The sequence below is a fragment of the Shewanella marinintestina genome, from assembly GCF_023283845.1.
GTDB classification, from domain to species: Bacteria; Pseudomonadota; Gammaproteobacteria; order Enterobacterales; family Shewanellaceae; genus Shewanella; species Shewanella marinintestina.
Window position 1 is genome coordinate 143,148 of sequence record NZ_JAKILC010000009.1, and the last position, 14,961, is coordinate 158,108.

Genomic DNA, 14,961 nt, shown 5'->3' on the forward strand with positions numbered 1-14,961 from the left:
TAAAAAAGCCAATTCTTTAACTGATAATAACGACTATTCGCGCAAACTAACTAAGCCTATTGGCTTTAGTTAAGCGACTTAAACTTAGTTGATGCTTGCTTAACAGGTTCGCTATCAGCTTTAATAGAAAAATCTTCCATTCGATAACTATGCTGTTGATAAGGGATGTCAATATCGACTTTTTTACGTCTAACTTGACCATTCTTGACTAACTTTTTGGTTAACCAGTTCCACATCATCCTTGATCCTCAAACCGTGTTGTTGATGGGTATTGCTTATTTATTGATGCACATCCTTAAGGAAACAAGGCTACTACCGCTTTATTTGGTCAGTTCACCAGAAAGAATTTCCTTCGCATCGCGCAGCATGATACCGTGATGTATGCGTATTACCAAGTATAAAATATGAACTTTCTTGCACACCTGCATTTAGCAGACAACAGCCAGACCTCATTGGCGGCCAATATTGCTGGAGATTTTGCAAAAGGCAGTATTGAGCACTTCCCTAAACACCTACAGCAAGGGATTTGGTTACATCGTCAAATAGATCAACTTACCGATAGCCACGAATTAACCAAAGAACTACTTGCGTTATTTCCTAAGTCATTGACCCGTGCTGCACCTATTATCATTGATTTAAGCTTTGACCATATGCTTGCCAAGTATTGGGATGAGTATCATCACCAAAGCCTTGAAGAGTTTGCTAGCAAAGCTTACGACGCTATTGATGACTGCGATAATCTACCCGAGCAGCTAGTCAATATCGCGCCGAAAATCCGCCAAGAGAACTGGCTTGTTGCTTACCAAACACGCGCAGGGCTTAACCAAACACTGACCTCAGTTGCAAAACGCGTGTCAAAGCCCGAGATTTTTAATGGCGCTCAAGAGTGCGTAAAAAAGTTGGATACTGAAATCGAAATTGCCTTTCGTACTTTCTATCCGCAGCTAATGGCGTATAGCCGCTTATGGACTCGCAACACACCACCTGAGTACTTATAGTGTTTTGCGCAGCCTGTTTAGACTAATCCTTAGCTTAAACAGGCGCTGCACTAACTAAAACAGTCATTAATTACATGTCTAAAGACTAAGTATTTGCTAGAATTGCCCAGCAATAGGAGAACTCATGCAAATTTTTAGCTATCAGCCCCCCAGCATTCCTTGGTTAGATATCCGCTATATCGACCGAGATATTATTGTTATCAACAAGCCATCGGGCTTGCTTTCTAATCCAGGGATTGCCGAATATACCCACGATTGCGCACTCACCCGCCTTCAACAGCGCTATAAAGACGCCATTTTAGTGCATCGCTTAGACTGTGCCACTTCAGGCATCATGGTATTTGCTCGCAATAAAAAGGCCGAGTCTAGTCTAAAAACGCAATTTCAAAATAGGCAAACAGCAAAGACCTATATCGCAGAGGTTCAAGGACTGTTATCAGAACAAACTGGAGTGATAGATCTTGCTATTGCAGCTGATAAAGTCAATCCGCCAAAACAGATGATTACTGAGACTGGGAAATCAGCGATAACGCATTATCAAGTCTTGCAGCAAAATGACGGCAATAGTTTAGTAGAGTTAAAACCTGTAACTGGCAGAACGCACCAATTACGTGTGCATATGTTAGCGCTTGGTCACGCTATTTTAGGGGATGATTTCTACGGTGACGAGTCCGTAATTAACGCAGCTGAACGTTTACGCTTACATGCACAAAGCTTATGTTTCACTCATCCATACTCGGGTAAAACAATGGACTTCAACAGCAAGCATCCATTTTAAAATAGATGTACGCTTAATGACTAAAAAAGGGGCTAAAGCCCCTTTTTATTACTTAACTATTAAACAGTACTTAAGCAGCAGCTTCATCGACCTTAGCGGTGTAATAACAGTGAGTTGAATTACAAAATTTCAATTCATTACTAGGTGTTAGCATGAAGAATTCACCAAAGATGTTGCCGCCCTTATCTTCCAGCTTAATACCGTCACTTGTGGTTTCAAAGGTCATTTCATCGAGACTATGACAACCATCAAGATACCAAGTCTCCAAATAATATTTACCATCTTGTTTATAAACAGTTAAATTGTCACCTAATAATGGTCGTTCATCAATCCAACGTCCTACCACTTCTCTATCTGTTTGCTCGTCTTCGCGCCACGATAAGCGCCTGCGCTTTTCTACTACTGACATTTCCATCTCCTTGAGCTTTGTTGCTTTCTCAATTTGAATAACTTCATCTGTCTTACTACGCACAAGAGTCATTTGTTCGTTTCCCTATTAAAAACATTTGTAAATTATTTGTCAGTTAAATCATGTGTAAACGAGCAAACATCACGAAAACACCGCTAACTTTTAAAATAAAGTGTATCGCAATAACAATTTAAAAACGCGATATAAATCACTTTCTATGCATTACTTTAGCCAATCCGCATTAAAAGACAAGCTAATAACAACTCATACCTGTTTTTGGCCTTTTTTCCATCAAAACCTGTTATAACCCTAGGCTCTTGTTAAACAATTGATAAAAACACTACAGGAATCGCAATGAAGTGCAATCGACGACATTTCTTAAAAACAGCAGGTGTCACTGCCGCTGGACTCATTACCTCACAACTCCCTTTATCAACAGCTCACGCCGTTTCATCCAAGCCCACTGAAGCCCAATCAGTCATGGGGTTAATCGCACCTAAAATGGCAACTGTTAGAGTCGGATTCATCGGTGTTGGGCAACGAGGTTCGGGTCATGTAAAACATTTTTGTCACCTAGAGGGAGTCGAGATCAAAGCGATTTGTGATACCGATGAAAGTGTATTAGATAAATCGATTGAGTTTGTGCAAGCTCAAGGGCTACCGAGACCTGGTCGATACACTGACAATGAACATGCCTATAAGAAGCTTCTGAGCCGAGATGATATTGATATTGTGATTATTTCTACACCTTGGGAATGGCATGCTCCCATGGCTATAGATACCATGGAAAGTGGTAAACATGCCTTTGTGGAAGTTCCCTTAGCTCTTACCGTTGAAGAGTGCTGGCAAATAATCGATACCGCTGAGCGAACCCGTAAGAACTGCATGATGATGGAAAACGTCAACTACGGCCGCGATGAGTTAATGGTACTGAATATGGTACGTCAGGGAGTATTTGGCGAACTACTGCATGGCGAAGCGGCTTACATTCATGAACTTCGTTGGCAGATGAAGGAAATTGACCGTAAAACCGGCTCATGGCGCACCGGCTGGCATGCAAAGCGTAATGGCAACTTATACCCGACCCACGGCCTAGGGCCAGTATCGCAATATATGAATATCAACCGCGGCGATCGATTTGATTACCTCACCTCAATGAGCTCGCCTGCCCTTGGCCGTGCTTTATATGCCGAGCGTGAATTCCCTAGCGAGCATCAACGCAATCAACTTAACTATATCAACGGCGATATGAACACTTCGCTAATTAAAACCGTTAACGGCCGTAGCATCATGGTCCAACATGACACCACCACCCCTCGCCCATACAGTCGACACAACCTAATCCAAGGCACTAATGGTGTGTTTGCCGGATTCCCAAATCGAATTGCAATTGAACAAGGAGGATCGAGTAACTTCCATAAATGGGATATGGACATGGAAAACTGGTATGCCAAATACGACCACCCATTATGGTTACAAATGGGCAAAGAGGCCGAACGTAATGGTGGCCATGGTGGCATGGACTTCTTAATGTTGTGGCGTATGGTGTATTGCTTACGTAACGGCGAGCCACTCGATCAAGACGTTTATGACGGCGCAGCTTGGTCAGTGGTTAATATCCTCAGTGAAGAATCCGTTAACAACCGCAGTAACTCGGTCAACTTCCCAGACTTTACCCGCGGCGCATGGAAGACGGGCAAACCGCTAGGTATTGTGGGTTTATAAGCACCACACACTTGTTTTTGGCTGTTAATTGCAGCAATAGCAAATAAAAAAGCCCACTCAAAAATGAATGGGCTTTCAGTATTTAACGAGTCAATTTATAACTAGACGTTTTCTTTGCGCTCTGCCGCTTCACAAGCTGCAGCAGTAAAGATCACATCAGTTGAGCTGTTAAGTCCGGTTTCTGCCGAATCTTGGATAACCCCAATGATGAAACCAACTGCAACAACCTGCATAGCCACATCATTTGAAATACCGAACAAGCTACAAGCTAGTGGGATTAATAGTAATGAACCACCTGCAACACCTGATGCACCACAAGCAGAAACACCTGCTACAACACTGAGCAAAATAGCAGTAAGAATATCCACTTGAATTCCCATAGTGTTAGCTGCCGCTAGCGTTAGGATGGTAATCGTGATTGCCGCGCCGCCCATGTTAATGGTTGCACCGAGTGGAATAGACACCGAATAAGTATCTTCGTGAAGCTTTAGCTTTTCACATAATGCCATATTCACCGGAATATTCGCTGCACTTGAGCGAGTGAAAAACGCTGTAACACCACTTTCACGGATACATGTAAACACCAACGGATATGGGTTGCGGCGTATTTTAAAGTACACAATCGCAGGGTTGATAATTAACGCCATAATTGCCATTGCGCCAAGTAGTACTAGCAACAGATGCATGTAACCTGCAATAGCGGCAAAACCTGTAGTTGCGAATGTTGCAGCCACTAGACCGAAAATACCAATTGGAGCTAAACGGATAATAAAGCGTACCATTTGTGATACACCGTGGCTCACATCGGCAAAGACTTGCTTGGTTGAATCAGTGGCATGGTGCAAAGCAAGACCAAGACCAACACCCCACGCAAGAATACCAATGTAATTACCAGTCATTAATGCATTAACTGGGTTATCAACAAGTTGGAATAAAAGAGTATGAATAACCTCACCAATCCCTTCTGGTGGTGAAGCCTGAGCAGCATCAAGTGATAATGCTAATGTCGTTGGAAAAGCAAAACTCATCAATACGGCGGTTACTGCAGCCGAAAATGTACCGAATAGATACAATATAACAATCGGACGCATATTGGTTTTAGCATTTTTCTTTTGGTTAGCAATCGATGCCGCAACCAAGATAAAAACTAAGATAGGTGCAATTGCTTTTAAAGCGCCAACAAATAGTGAGCCTAAAAACGCTACGTTTTCAGCGCCTGTTTTAGATACCGTAGCTAACGTAACACCTGCGATAATACCAATAAGAATTTGTAACACTAAACTGCCGTCTGCCAACCGGGCAAACAAAGATGGTTTTTGATTCATTACTTAACCTGTCGTTTTTATATTATGTAGAATCTCTATTAAACGAGCTAATACCTCTGCCCGCATGAATTAGAGTTAATCTCCCTTCTATACAGTTTGTATCGGATGCGGCAACGCTTGTCTACCTTTGCTAGGTAATTAGGCTCGGTTATTACTCATGATTAACATAATACTAATAAGGTCCTAAAGATTAGCGTTTGCTGTGGCTTTTTCAGCGCCCCGTAACATGGCATCAATTAGCTCATGAGCACAAAACTTAGTTAACGCTTCATTAGCGCCCACTTGGTGCGCTTGGCTAACACTAATCTCACTTGATAGAGAGGTATGTAAAATAATATAAGCTGACGCGATGGCGGGGTTATTCTTAACTTCAAATGCCAGCTCATAACCATCGAGTCCCGGCATTTCAATATCACTGACTAAAATATCTATACGTTGATTATTTTTCTCAGCCAACTCCATTATCGACAGCGCCTCTTTACCATCCGCGGTGACTTGATATGGAATATTGATACTATCTAATGCATCACTTAATTGCTTACGTGCGACTTTTGAATCGTCTACTAGCAAGATATTCATCGGTTTTAAATGTTCGCGCTGCACATCGGTTAAGATCGCTCGCGTTGTTTCAGGGCTAGCTGGAAATACGTTAGAAAGTAATAACTCAACATCTAGAAGCTGTACCAGCTTGCCATCAACTTTCGTCACACCAGTAAGAAACGCATTTTTACCAAGCGTACTTGGTGGTTTTTCAATATCTCGCCAATTACATTCAATGATTTTATCAATCGAACGCACTAGGAAACCAATCACCATTCTTTGGCAATCAGTAATAATAATGTAACTATCTTGCAGCTCTTCTTGACTAATAGGCCGATAACCAATCGCTGCTGCCATATCAACAATTGGAATGGTTGCACCGCGTATTGTCGCTGCACCTAAAATAGTAGGATGTGAATGCGGGATGGCGCTTAATGGACTAAAAGGAACTAACTCCCTTATTTTTAACGTGCCAAGAGCAAATAACTGAGTCAATGATAATTGAAATAGCAACAAGCCCTGAGATTGGCTTGCTTTGCTTTTGTTATTACTGGTTATTGAGTTCATTTAACTACAGCCATTTTAGTTACACTTGTTTAGGCAAACTCTAACTCAAGCATATAGTCCACACAATTAAAGCTGAGACTCAATCGGTAATAATGCGATACAGTCCACGAGAAACTTTCGCCAAAGCCCGGCATCGGGTTCGCTGTAAATTTTGCGCTGATTAAAATCATCAAACCAAATAATCTCATCATCCTCGATCTCAAGTCGATAGGTGTTTTTAACAAGATTAGCTTCAACCCCTTCAACGACAGCTGTTGCTAATTGCTGATTATCAACAATTAGCCCCATCTCAGTATTTAACCATGCTGAACGGGGATCAAAATTAAAAGAACCTACAAACACTGATTCTCTATCAATAATAAATGTTTTGGCGTGTAAGCTACTTTTAGAGCTACCACTCCAGCTGCTAGTTTTTTTGACATCTGGGTTAGCTTTTACCTCAAAAATCTTCACTCCAGCCGCTAACAAAGCTTGTCGATACCCTCTATAACCAGCGTGTACAGCCAATACATCTGTAGCGGCTAAGCTATTTGTTAATATAGTGACATTGACTCCAGAGTTGACAGTTTCAATAATACTCTGAGTACCGCTACGCGTTGGCACAAAATACGGCGAGACAAGCAGTACCTCATGTTTTGCCGTTTGTAAAAACTCACCCAAGTCGGCCAAAATGCTATCCGAATCCAACTGATGATTTTGCTTATCTGGTTGGTCATAAACAAGTTTTGCAGGCCCCCAAAACCATGACAATGACTGGCTCTTCATTTTAGCCATAAGGTCACTATTGAGTAATCGCGTAACATAGGGGTTATCGTTAAAGGCTTGTTGCTGCGACTCAACGATTGCAAGCTCTTGTTCCACCTCTTCATTAGTGACAATAATAGAACTGAGCGCTCCAATCTCAACGGTTAACGGCGCATTCCAATATAAGTCAAATTGATCGGACACCTCATCAACAGCGGTACCTATCGCCATCAAATCAAAATCACCAAACTCAACGTCGGTATTATTCGAGAAATATTCATTGCCGATATTACGCCCGCCAACCACTGTAATCGTGTTGTCTATCGTTAATGATTTATTGTGCATTCTGTGGTTTAAGCGAGAAAAGCCAGCTACAAATGCAAGATTGCGATAGCTACGCTCAAATGACGGGTTATATAACCGGACTTGAATATTTTCATGCTTTGCGAGCATCGATAATGCCTTATCAGCATTTTTGATTGCCATATCATCAAGCAATATACGTACTCGGACGCCGCGTTCTGCGGCCTTGATAAGATGCCAGGTGAGCAGCCTGCCGCTATCATCGGCACGATAAATATAATATTGCAGGTCAATACTCGCCGTTGCAGAGCTGACTAATGCTAAACGTGCGATAAATGCATCTACACCATCACTTAGGGCAATAACTCCGGTTTCCCTAGGGTGAGCCAACACATCCGGCTGTACAAATTCGACTAATGGCCATGTATTTTGTGGCTGAAGCTTAGATGAGGGTTGTTTATCAGGAAAAACAGCAGAAGCTTGGCAGCCGGTTAATATCCAAACTGCCCAAAGTAATATCAATCTAAATGATGTTAACGTCTGCAATCCATTTGCATTCATTTTATTATTCTAATTACGAATCTTAGTTAATCTTGTAGCGCATAAAGCACATCAAATGCAAATTGATCCCAACCTTCAGAGCTAAATGCTATGTCACGAACGGCTCTGACCTGACTAACGGCGTGCAATGGTGCTGCGCCATTATCCATTAAATAGTACGCCATAATCAGTCCCGTTCTATCTTTGCCTGAACGACAATGGATTAATACCGTCTTATCTTGTGCTTCACATTGTCTGATAAAAGCCAGCGCTTTGGGAACTTGTTCGGTACAAAGTGTTAAATCTTCTTCTTTAGGCGGGATGTTGCTAGAAAACGGCACACATAGATAATCTAGACCTAAATCAGCTATTTCTTGAACGTTACACTCTTCACCATGATTAACCGATAAAATTGCATCAATGCCAGACGCCTTTATTCGTGCAAGATCCCAAGGGTCTTTATTTGGGCCACTGCGTCCTGCAATTTGCCCCTCAACTAACCAAAATAGGTGCTGCATAGTGTTTCCTAGATAAAAAATGTGTTGTAACAGACAATAAACCGACAAGAGCATACCTAATGCCGAAATGCTGCGCTATCGCTTTGTCTCTCTAGATGACTATCTGTGGTTAAAAACTGGTGCTACGCCGCAAAAATGCCGTTACAGATGTTAAAAAGGGCTCAATATGAGCCCTTTAATATTGCGCGACATGCTGAAAAGTGCAGCGCGATGTAAACTTTTCGATTTAAGACTTCTTAGCCCAAACCTCTGCATTGACTTTTTTACGGTGCTTTTTACCTGTACCTGCAGGCTTTGCCATTGGCTTTAAATCGCGAGATGGGCAGTCTTCTGGCGCTTCAAGGTCGGCTTCAAAACCAGGGATTTGCTCACGCTCTAAACGCAGCTTATTTTTCTTCTCTATCAACTTAAAGTGTTGATATTCATCATGAGAGATTAAGCTCATCGCGATACCTGCTTCACCTGCACGACCACTTCGGCCGATACGGTGCATGTAATCAGCAGGACTTCTCGGTAATTCGAAGTTAATTACGATTGGCAGCTTTTCAATATCAATACCGCGCGCCGCGATATCAGTTGCAATCAGTACACTGATCTCGCCAGACTTAAAGCCATCGAGTACACGGTTACGCGCGCCCTGACCTTTATCACTGTGAAATACTTCAGCAGTTATACCGGCATTTTCCAACTTCTGTGCAAGACGGTTACAGCTATATTTTGCACTGGCAAAGATAAGGACTTGTTGCCACTGATTGTCTTTAATCAGCTGCGCTAATAAAGCCGTTTTACGATTACGGTTAACGGTGATAACACGCTGAACCAAAGTGCTTTCTTCGCTACTTTGTAATTGTACTTCGACAGGGTTATTCAATAGCGAATCGGTAAGCTCACGCACTTCTTCAGGGAAAGTCGCTGAGAATAACAAGGTTTGCTTAGCTTTAGGTAGTTTAGCTAAAAGTTCGTTCAGCTCTTCAGTAAAACCGAGGCTCAACATACGATCAGCTTCATCCAGCACCAAAGTCGCGGTGTTATCTAGCTTAAGCGCATTACTTGAAATCAGATCGATTAAACGACCTGGTGTAGCAACCACGATGTCTGCGCCACCACGTAGGCTTTGCATTTGCACGTTAGTCGACACGCCGCCATAAACTGCAAGAGTTTTTAGGTTAGGTTTAATCAACTGCGAATAGCGCATAAAGCTATCGCTAACTTGCTGTGCTAGCTCACGAGTAGGCACTAACACCAAACAAGAAACAAAGTTGCTTCCCGCTTTACGAGGTGATGCTTTAGCAAGCTTTTGAATAATAGGTAGAGCGAAAGCAGCGGTTTTACCCGACCCCGTTTTAGCGCCGCCGAGCACATCTTTCCCGTCTAAAACAGCAGGAATAATATGTGATTGAATTGGAGTAGGCTTTGTATAACTCAGCAATTTAAGCGTTTCAAGCAACTCAGGGATTAGCCCTAGTTGGGTAAAGTCACTGTGAGCTGGTGCGCTCGCTACAGTTTGCGTTGCTACTTGGTCGGTTGAAGATACTGGCTGAGTCATAATTTACGGGTAAACGCCTAATCAAAAATAAGGCGCTTATTCTACGCTAATATCACTTTAAAAGCTTATCTTTCTTAGTGCGCTGCTTGCTGGCGGTTATTGGACCGTAAAAGCCTTGTTTGCAGGGAAAATAAACTAGTTTAGCTAAACTGATAAGCCCTCAAGGCTGAGCAGTTTTTGTTTTAAATCTAGCCCGTAGGCATAACCGGTTAAGGTTCCATTTTTACCTATTACTCTATGGCAGGGCACAATAATCGCGATAGGATTAGCGCCGTTTGCAGTCCCCACCGCCCTTACTGCTTTTGGACGATTCACTTTATTGGCAATATCTGCATAACTACAACTTTGACCATAATCAATCTCAGTTAACGCTTGCCACACTTGTTGCTGAAACTCGGTACCTTTCGGCGCTAGCGCCACATCAAAGTGACTTCGCGTACCACCAAAGTATTCAATCAGCTCTTGTTTTGCCTGTAATAGATGCGCACTTGCTCTTTGTTCTAATTCCGACTCACTCACTGAGTCAATAGCGCTGTGGACACGGTTATTCTCAAGCAATTGGTTATCGACTTCTCTAGACAGCCATTCACTATCAATTTGAGGAATAAAATTCAAATGAGTGATCCCGTCTTCATTCGCACACAATGAAATCGTGCCAAAATCAGATTCAAAATTGAGTTTAACCAAAGGTAGTGAGCGTTTATTCATGACAAATTCCACAGCTGAAAAGTTAAGTAGCTCCCCCACGGAGCGCTTAGTTGAGCAAGTTGTTGGCTAATAGACTCGTAATCAAGAGTAGGACTATCGGCACCCTGCGAATATAAGGCTAATACACGCTTTTTAACCACGAGATCACCGCACAATAAAACCTTGGGATCACTGAGGCCGCGCATTTTGGCATAAGCGACAGTCCATGGACCAATACCTTTGATAGATAGCCATAAGTCTGGCTCTGCTTCTGGATGTTCATCAAGGAACTGCCCTAGCCCATTTAATGCTTTCTTTCTCGCTCCAGGCATTTTCAATTCAGTCAATTCTGCATTCGCTATCGCTTTTGCTGTAGGGAACAACTTAACTCGCTTATCACCAATAACACGCTCTTCGCCATAAGCGAGCACTAACTGATTTAACAGTTTAGAAGCTTGTACAATACTCACTTGCTGGCCTAACACTGCTCGGCAACCTGCCTCAAATGCCGACCAAACTCCAGGTAACCTAAGCCCTTCAGTCATCTGCTCTGCTAACGGCTCGATTGTTTTTAGCACATCATCAATTTGGCCAATATTTGCATCAAGATCCAGCACTCTACGGATAGCGTTAATAATGGCACCTAATTGTACAAGGCCCGATTCATTCTCAAGTACAATTTCGACGTTAAACAGATTGGCACTGGCATCGAGCTTTGCTGTAAAGTAACCACTCGCCTCATTAATAGTAAAGCTGCGACCATAACTAAGTTCATCATCTAGCCATTCCATATTTTGTACCGCGCGGACTTGATAAAAATGATGCTGCTGAGACCAACTTAAGGGCGGCCTAAAGCTAAGCTGTAAGTTCAGTGCTATGCGCCCTTTCTTTTCAAGCGGCTCTGTTTTGTTCTCAAGGCTTATAAACGATGCACCTTTGCGTAAATCGCTAGGCGTGAGTTGCAATACTTGTTGAAACACTTCGTTAAAACGACGAATGCTATTAAAGCCTGCAGCGAATGCTACTTGGCTAATGCTGAGCTTAGTTTGATGCAATAGTTGCTTCGCCAGCATCAGTTGCTGATATTGAGCGTAGGATTTAACTGATGTACCAAGCTTATCTTGAAACAGCTTTCTTAAATAGCGGCTGCTAATGCCCAATCGACTCGCTAAGCTTTCAACGCTTAAGCCATCTAGACCTGAGATTACACCACTATCGATCATGCCTTTCGCTCTATCTAGTGTGGTTTGTGTGCCCTTCCATGCATAAGATTGCGGTGCACTATCAGGCCGACAACGAAGACATGGCCGTAAACCTGCATTCGCTGCTTGTAATGCAGTATCGAAATATCTTACGTTTTGCTCTTTTGGGCTAACCGCAGGACAAATTGGTCGACAATAGATTTTAGTCGTTAATACGCCAGTAAAAAATTGGCCATCAAAACGTGGATCGCGAGCAAGTCTTGCTTTACGGCAAGCTTGGATATCTGTCTGACAATTATGCTCTACCATTCTTAGCCTCGATAACTAAATTCTTACCAACAATAGTACGCAACAAGCCCACTGGGAACTAGCGGAAAACGGAACTGAATATAAAGAATATTTAGTTACAGTGCATTGTGTACACTTAATCTCGGTAATCCTATATGCTATCGATTCATTAGATTTCTCTAACTTTTCTATAAAACTGAGTAAAAACATGTTCAAACGATTTGAGTCTTGGGTCGATCCGCTGCCTAGCGAAGAACCACAGCAACCACCAAAAGGGATCTATGCTTTTTGCCGTCACTATACCCGTGGTTTTGAAGTACCGCTGGTTATTATGTCGATTCTGACAGCACTACTCGCGATCCTTGAAGTATCGCTTTTTGGCTTTATGGGCGATCTGGTCGATTTGCTGGTTAAACATGATCCTCAAACTTTATTTGAGCAAGAAGGTGCTCGCTTACTCACAATGACCGTGCTGGTTTTAGTGGTGATCCCATTAGTAACCTTATTACATGCATTGATTGTCTACCAAGGATTACTGGGCAACTATCCAATGTCTATCCGCTGGTTAGCCCATCGTTACCTGCTAAAGCAAAGCGTTTCATTCTATCAAAATGACTTTGCTGGCCGCGTTGCGACAAAGGTTATGCAAACTTCACTAGCAGTTAGAGAAACGGTGACCAAATTGCTGGATGTGTTGGTCTATATTCTGGTTTACTTCACCTCTATGGTGGTGATGATAGCCAAAGCCGATTTACGCCTAATGGTACCTATGCTTATTTGGTTAGCAGTTTATGTGGGCTTGCAGTGGCGATTTTTACCTCAACTTAAAAAGGTATCTACCGAACAGGCCGATGCACGCTCGACAATGACAGGGCGTATCGTCGACAGTTACACCAATATTGCTACCGTGAAGCTGTTTTCACACACCCAGAAAGAAGCCGAATATGCCAAAGGCAGTATGCGCACCTTTTTAGAAACCGTATACAGACAAATGCGCTTGGTTACCTGGATTAATGTCAGTGTACAGATCATCAATTATATACTCGCTTTCTCTATTACAGCGGTATCAATTTGGCTATGGCAAGGTGATGCGATTACCGTTGGTGCTATTGCGATTGCTATCAGTCTTGCTCTGCGACTTAACGGTATGTCGCAATGGATCATGTGGGAGGTAAGCTCGCTATTTGAAAATATAGGTACAGTGGCTGACGGTATGAATACATTATCAAAGCCAACAGATATCAACGATATTGATAACGCGCCAGCACTGAACGTCACTAAAGGCAGTATCGATTTTGATAACGTGAGCTTCCACTATGGTGAGAATACCGGCGTAATTGATAATTTAAACCTAAACATCAAAGCCGGTGAAAAAGTCGGTTTAGTAGGCCGCTCTGGTGCCGGCAAGTCTACTCTAGTTAATCTATTAATGCGTTTTCATGATGTAGAGTCAGGCAATATTGCTATCGATAAGCAAGATATTACTCAAGTGACGCAAGACTCTCTGCGGGCTCATATCGGTATGGTGACCCAAGATACTTCACTGCTACACCGCTCAATCCGAGAAAATATTCTTTATGGTAATCCTGAAGCAAGTGAAGAAGAGCTAAACGCAGCGATAAGAAACTCACAGGCTTATGAGTTTATTCAGACCTTGAGCGATCCTGAAGGGAATATTGGGCTAGATGCTCAAGTAGGTGAGCGTGGAGTTAAACTCTCGGGCGGCCAACGTCAGCGTATTGCTATTGCACGAGTATTACTTAAGAATGCTCCTATTCTACTACTTGATGAAGCCACATCAGCGCTCGATTCAGAAGTGGAAGCCGCAATTCAAGAAAGTTTATACCAACTTATGCAAGGCAAAACGGTCATTGCTATAGCACATCGATTATCAACCATTGCAGCAATGGACAGATTGATCGTTTTAGATGAAGGCAAAATCGTTGAGCAAGGTACGCACCAAGAGTTAATTAGTTCTGGTGGGATCTATGCTCAGCTGTGGGCCCACCAAACTGGTGGGTTTCTCGGTGTTGATTAGCATTGATTAGATGTTGCTTAGCCTAGTACTATAGCAACGTATCTTCAAATAAGTCAGTTAGATAAAAGCCATTGCAATGATGGCTTTTTAGATCAGCACGATAATACTTACCCAGGCTCATAACACTACAGATCTACTTTAATCTTTTAAGCTAATCTCTTAGATACAGCAGTTGCTATTAATATTACTCAATTTCTCCTCAGATAATCCTAGCCTAATAAAACATTTGATTATTTTGCCGAAATTCAAAGCCAAAGAATCAAAGGAACACAACCTACGCAAACGTTGAAAGTGAGCTAACATTTGCAGCAGCCTTCCCTTTTTCTATGCCCTGTCATAACTTAAAGACATAGCTAAATGCATACTGAGTGTATCTAAAGTAAAGGTTGTTATAGCGATTGATTAAAATGGCAGGAATAACAAAGGAAGGTTTATAAAAATCTTGATACAAGTAAATGAGCCAAATTTTAAATATAAAAAAACCACCCTAAGGTGGTTTTTTTACTTACTGCTTAAAACAGTAAAATGGTGGAGCCTAGCGGGATCGAACCGCTGACCTCAACACTGCCAGTGTTGCGCTCTCCCAGCTGAGCTAAGGCCCCATTTCTGGTGTAAATTCATGTTATTACTAACAAAAATTTAAAATAAGTGGTATCCCCAAGGGGATTCGAACCCCTGTTACCGCCGTGAAAGGGCGGTGTCCTAGGCCTCTAGACGATGGGGACCCGGACTGCATTAGACTCTGCAAAGAGT

General features: G+C 42.4%; 13 protein-coding genes and 2 tRNA genes. 4 read left to right on the forward strand and 11 right to left on the reverse strand.

What is annotated here, in order from left to right; genetic code table 11:
* Positions 1 to 65 precede the first annotated feature (65 nt).
* Entirely contained in the window at positions 66 to 239 is a 174-nt protein-coding gene (locus L2747_RS12130; RefSeq protein ID WP_248999285.1) for a hypothetical protein, read from the reverse strand.
* A 165-nt stretch (positions 240 to 404) separates the two neighbouring features.
* On the opposite strand from L2747_RS12130, the gene L2747_RS12135 reads away from it, so the two are divergent.
* Together L2747_RS12135 and L2747_RS12140 are read left to right on the forward strand one after the other, a co-directional pair.
* On the forward strand, positions 405 to 998 hold the full coding sequence (locus L2747_RS12135) for an acyl carrier protein phosphodiesterase (RefSeq protein WP_248999286.1): 594 nt from the start codon (positions 405 to 407) through the stop codon (positions 996 to 998).
* Positions 999 to 1,122: 124 nt separating this feature from the next.
* The gene (locus L2747_RS12140; RefSeq protein WP_248999287.1) at positions 1,123 to 1,776 is read left to right on the forward strand and encodes an RluA family pseudouridine synthase; all 654 of its coding nucleotides are present in this window, start codon (positions 1,123 to 1,125) and stop codon (positions 1,774 to 1,776) included.
* A 70-nt stretch (positions 1,777 to 1,846) separates the two neighbouring features.
* Here the strand turns inward: L2747_RS12140 and L2747_RS12145 are convergent, their stop codons facing one another.
* Entirely contained in the window at positions 1,847 to 2,185 is a 339-nt protein-coding gene (locus tag L2747_RS12145; RefSeq protein WP_346347785.1) for a hypothetical protein, read from the reverse strand.
* A 354-nt stretch (positions 2,186 to 2,539) separates the two neighbouring features.
* Between L2747_RS12145 and L2747_RS12150 the strand changes: the two genes are divergently transcribed.
* The gene (locus L2747_RS12150; protein ID WP_248999289.1) at positions 2,540 to 3,910 is read left to right on the forward strand and encodes a Gfo/Idh/MocA family protein; all 1,371 of its coding nucleotides are present in this window, start codon (positions 2,540 to 2,542) and stop codon (positions 3,908 to 3,910) included.
* Between the two features lie 101 nt (positions 3,911 to 4,011).
* Here L2747_RS12150 and sstT read toward each other — a convergent pair whose 3' ends face one another.
* The 7 genes from sstT to L2747_RS12185 form a co-directional block, all read right to left on the reverse strand.
* Positions 4,012 to 5,235 carry a serine/threonine transporter SstT gene (sstT, locus tag L2747_RS12155; RefSeq protein WP_248999290.1) on the reverse strand — a complete coding sequence of 408 codons (1,224 nt, stop codon included), beginning with the start codon at positions 5,233 to 5,235 and terminating at the stop codon, positions 4,012 to 4,014.
* A 183-nt stretch (positions 5,236 to 5,418) separates the two neighbouring features.
* Entirely contained in the window at positions 5,419 to 6,342 is a 924-nt protein-coding gene (locus tag L2747_RS12160; RefSeq protein ID WP_248999291.1) for a chemotaxis protein CheV, read from the reverse strand.
* A 66-nt stretch (positions 6,343 to 6,408) separates the two neighbouring features.
* Positions 6,409 to 7,950: a phospholipase D family protein gene (locus L2747_RS12165; RefSeq protein WP_248999292.1), complete on the reverse strand. Its 1,542-nt coding sequence runs from the start codon at positions 7,948 to 7,950 to the stop codon at positions 6,409 to 6,411.
* Positions 7,951 to 7,976: 26 nt separating this feature from the next.
* Entirely contained in the window at positions 7,977 to 8,447 is a 471-nt protein-coding gene (locus L2747_RS12170; protein WP_248999293.1) for a dual specificity protein phosphatase family protein, read from the reverse strand.
* A 226-nt stretch (positions 8,448 to 8,673) separates the two neighbouring features.
* Positions 8,674 to 9,993, reverse strand: coding sequence for a DEAD/DEAH box helicase (locus L2747_RS12175; protein WP_248999294.1), 1,320 nt, complete (start codon positions 9,991 to 9,993; stop codon positions 8,674 to 8,676).
* Positions 9,994 to 10,137: 144 nt separating this feature from the next.
* Positions 10,138 to 10,701, reverse strand: coding sequence for a methylated-DNA--[protein]-cysteine S-methyltransferase (locus L2747_RS12180; RefSeq protein ID WP_248999295.1), 564 nt, complete (start codon positions 10,699 to 10,701; stop codon positions 10,138 to 10,140).
* Positions 10,698 to 12,191: an Ada metal-binding domain-containing protein gene (locus tag L2747_RS12185; RefSeq protein ID WP_248999296.1), complete on the reverse strand. Its 1,494-nt coding sequence runs from the start codon at positions 12,189 to 12,191 to the stop codon at positions 10,698 to 10,700. The genes L2747_RS12180 and L2747_RS12185 overlap by 4 nt, the downstream gene beginning before the upstream one ends.
* Positions 12,192 to 12,378: 187 nt before the next feature.
* Here L2747_RS12185 and L2747_RS12190 point away from each other — a divergent pair, with 187 nt between their 5' ends.
* The gene (locus L2747_RS12190) at positions 12,379 to 14,208 is read left to right on the forward strand and encodes an ABC transporter ATP-binding protein (protein WP_248999297.1); all 1,830 of its coding nucleotides are present in this window, start codon (positions 12,379 to 12,381) and stop codon (positions 14,206 to 14,208) included.
* Between the two features lie 526 nt (positions 14,209 to 14,734).
* Here L2747_RS12190 and L2747_RS12195 read toward each other — a convergent pair.
* Together L2747_RS12195 and L2747_RS12200 are read right to left on the reverse strand one after the other, a co-directional pair.
* Positions 14,735 to 14,810: transfer RNA gene (locus L2747_RS12195), tRNA-Ala, on the reverse strand.
* Positions 14,811 to 14,857: 47 nt separating this feature from the next.
* A tRNA-Glu gene (locus tag L2747_RS12200) sits at positions 14,858 to 14,933 on the reverse strand.
* Positions 14,934 to 14,961: the final 28 nt, after the last annotated feature.

Bases quoted from the DNA above. Each gene is read 5' to 3' on its own strand.
- sstT (WP_248999290.1), bottom strand. From the start codon at position 5,235: ATGAATCAAAAACCATCTTTGTTTGCCCGGTTGGCAGACGGCAGTTTA.
- L2747_RS12145 (WP_346347785.1), bottom strand. From the start codon at position 2,185: ATGTCAGTAGTAGAAAAGCGCAGGCGCTTATCGTGGCGCGAAGACGAG.
- L2747_RS12165 (WP_248999292.1), bottom strand. From the start codon at position 7,950: ATGAATGCAAATGGATTGCAGACGTTAACATCATTTAGATTGATATTA.
- L2747_RS12180 (WP_248999295.1), bottom strand. From the start codon at position 10,701: ATGAATAAACGCTCACTACCTTTGGTTAAACTCAATTTTGAATCTGAT.
- L2747_RS12135 (WP_248999286.1), top strand. From the start codon at position 405: ATGAACTTTCTTGCACACCTGCATTTAGCAGACAACAGCCAGACCTCA.
- L2747_RS12150 (WP_248999289.1), top strand. From the start codon at position 2,540: ATGAAGTGCAATCGACGACATTTCTTAAAAACAGCAGGTGTCACTGCC.
- L2747_RS12170 (WP_248999293.1), bottom strand. From the start codon at position 8,447: ATGCAGCACCTATTTTGGTTAGTTGAGGGGCAAATTGCAGGACGCAGT.
- L2747_RS12160 (WP_248999291.1), bottom strand. From the start codon at position 6,342: ATGAACTCAATAACCAGTAATAACAAAAGCAAAGCAAGCCAATCTCAG.
- L2747_RS12190 (WP_248999297.1), top strand. From the start codon at position 12,379: ATGTTCAAACGATTTGAGTCTTGGGTCGATCCGCTGCCTAGCGAAGAA.
- L2747_RS12185 (WP_248999296.1), bottom strand. From the start codon at position 12,191: ATGGTAGAGCATAATTGTCAGACAGATATCCAAGCTTGCCGTAAAGCA.
- L2747_RS12140 (WP_248999287.1), top strand. From the start codon at position 1,123: ATGCAAATTTTTAGCTATCAGCCCCCCAGCATTCCTTGGTTAGATATC.
- L2747_RS12130 (WP_248999285.1), bottom strand. From the start codon at position 239: ATGATGTGGAACTGGTTAACCAAAAAGTTAGTCAAGAATGGTCAAGTT.
- L2747_RS12175 (WP_248999294.1), bottom strand. From the start codon at position 9,993: ATGACTCAGCCAGTATCTTCAACCGACCAAGTAGCAACGCAAACTGTA.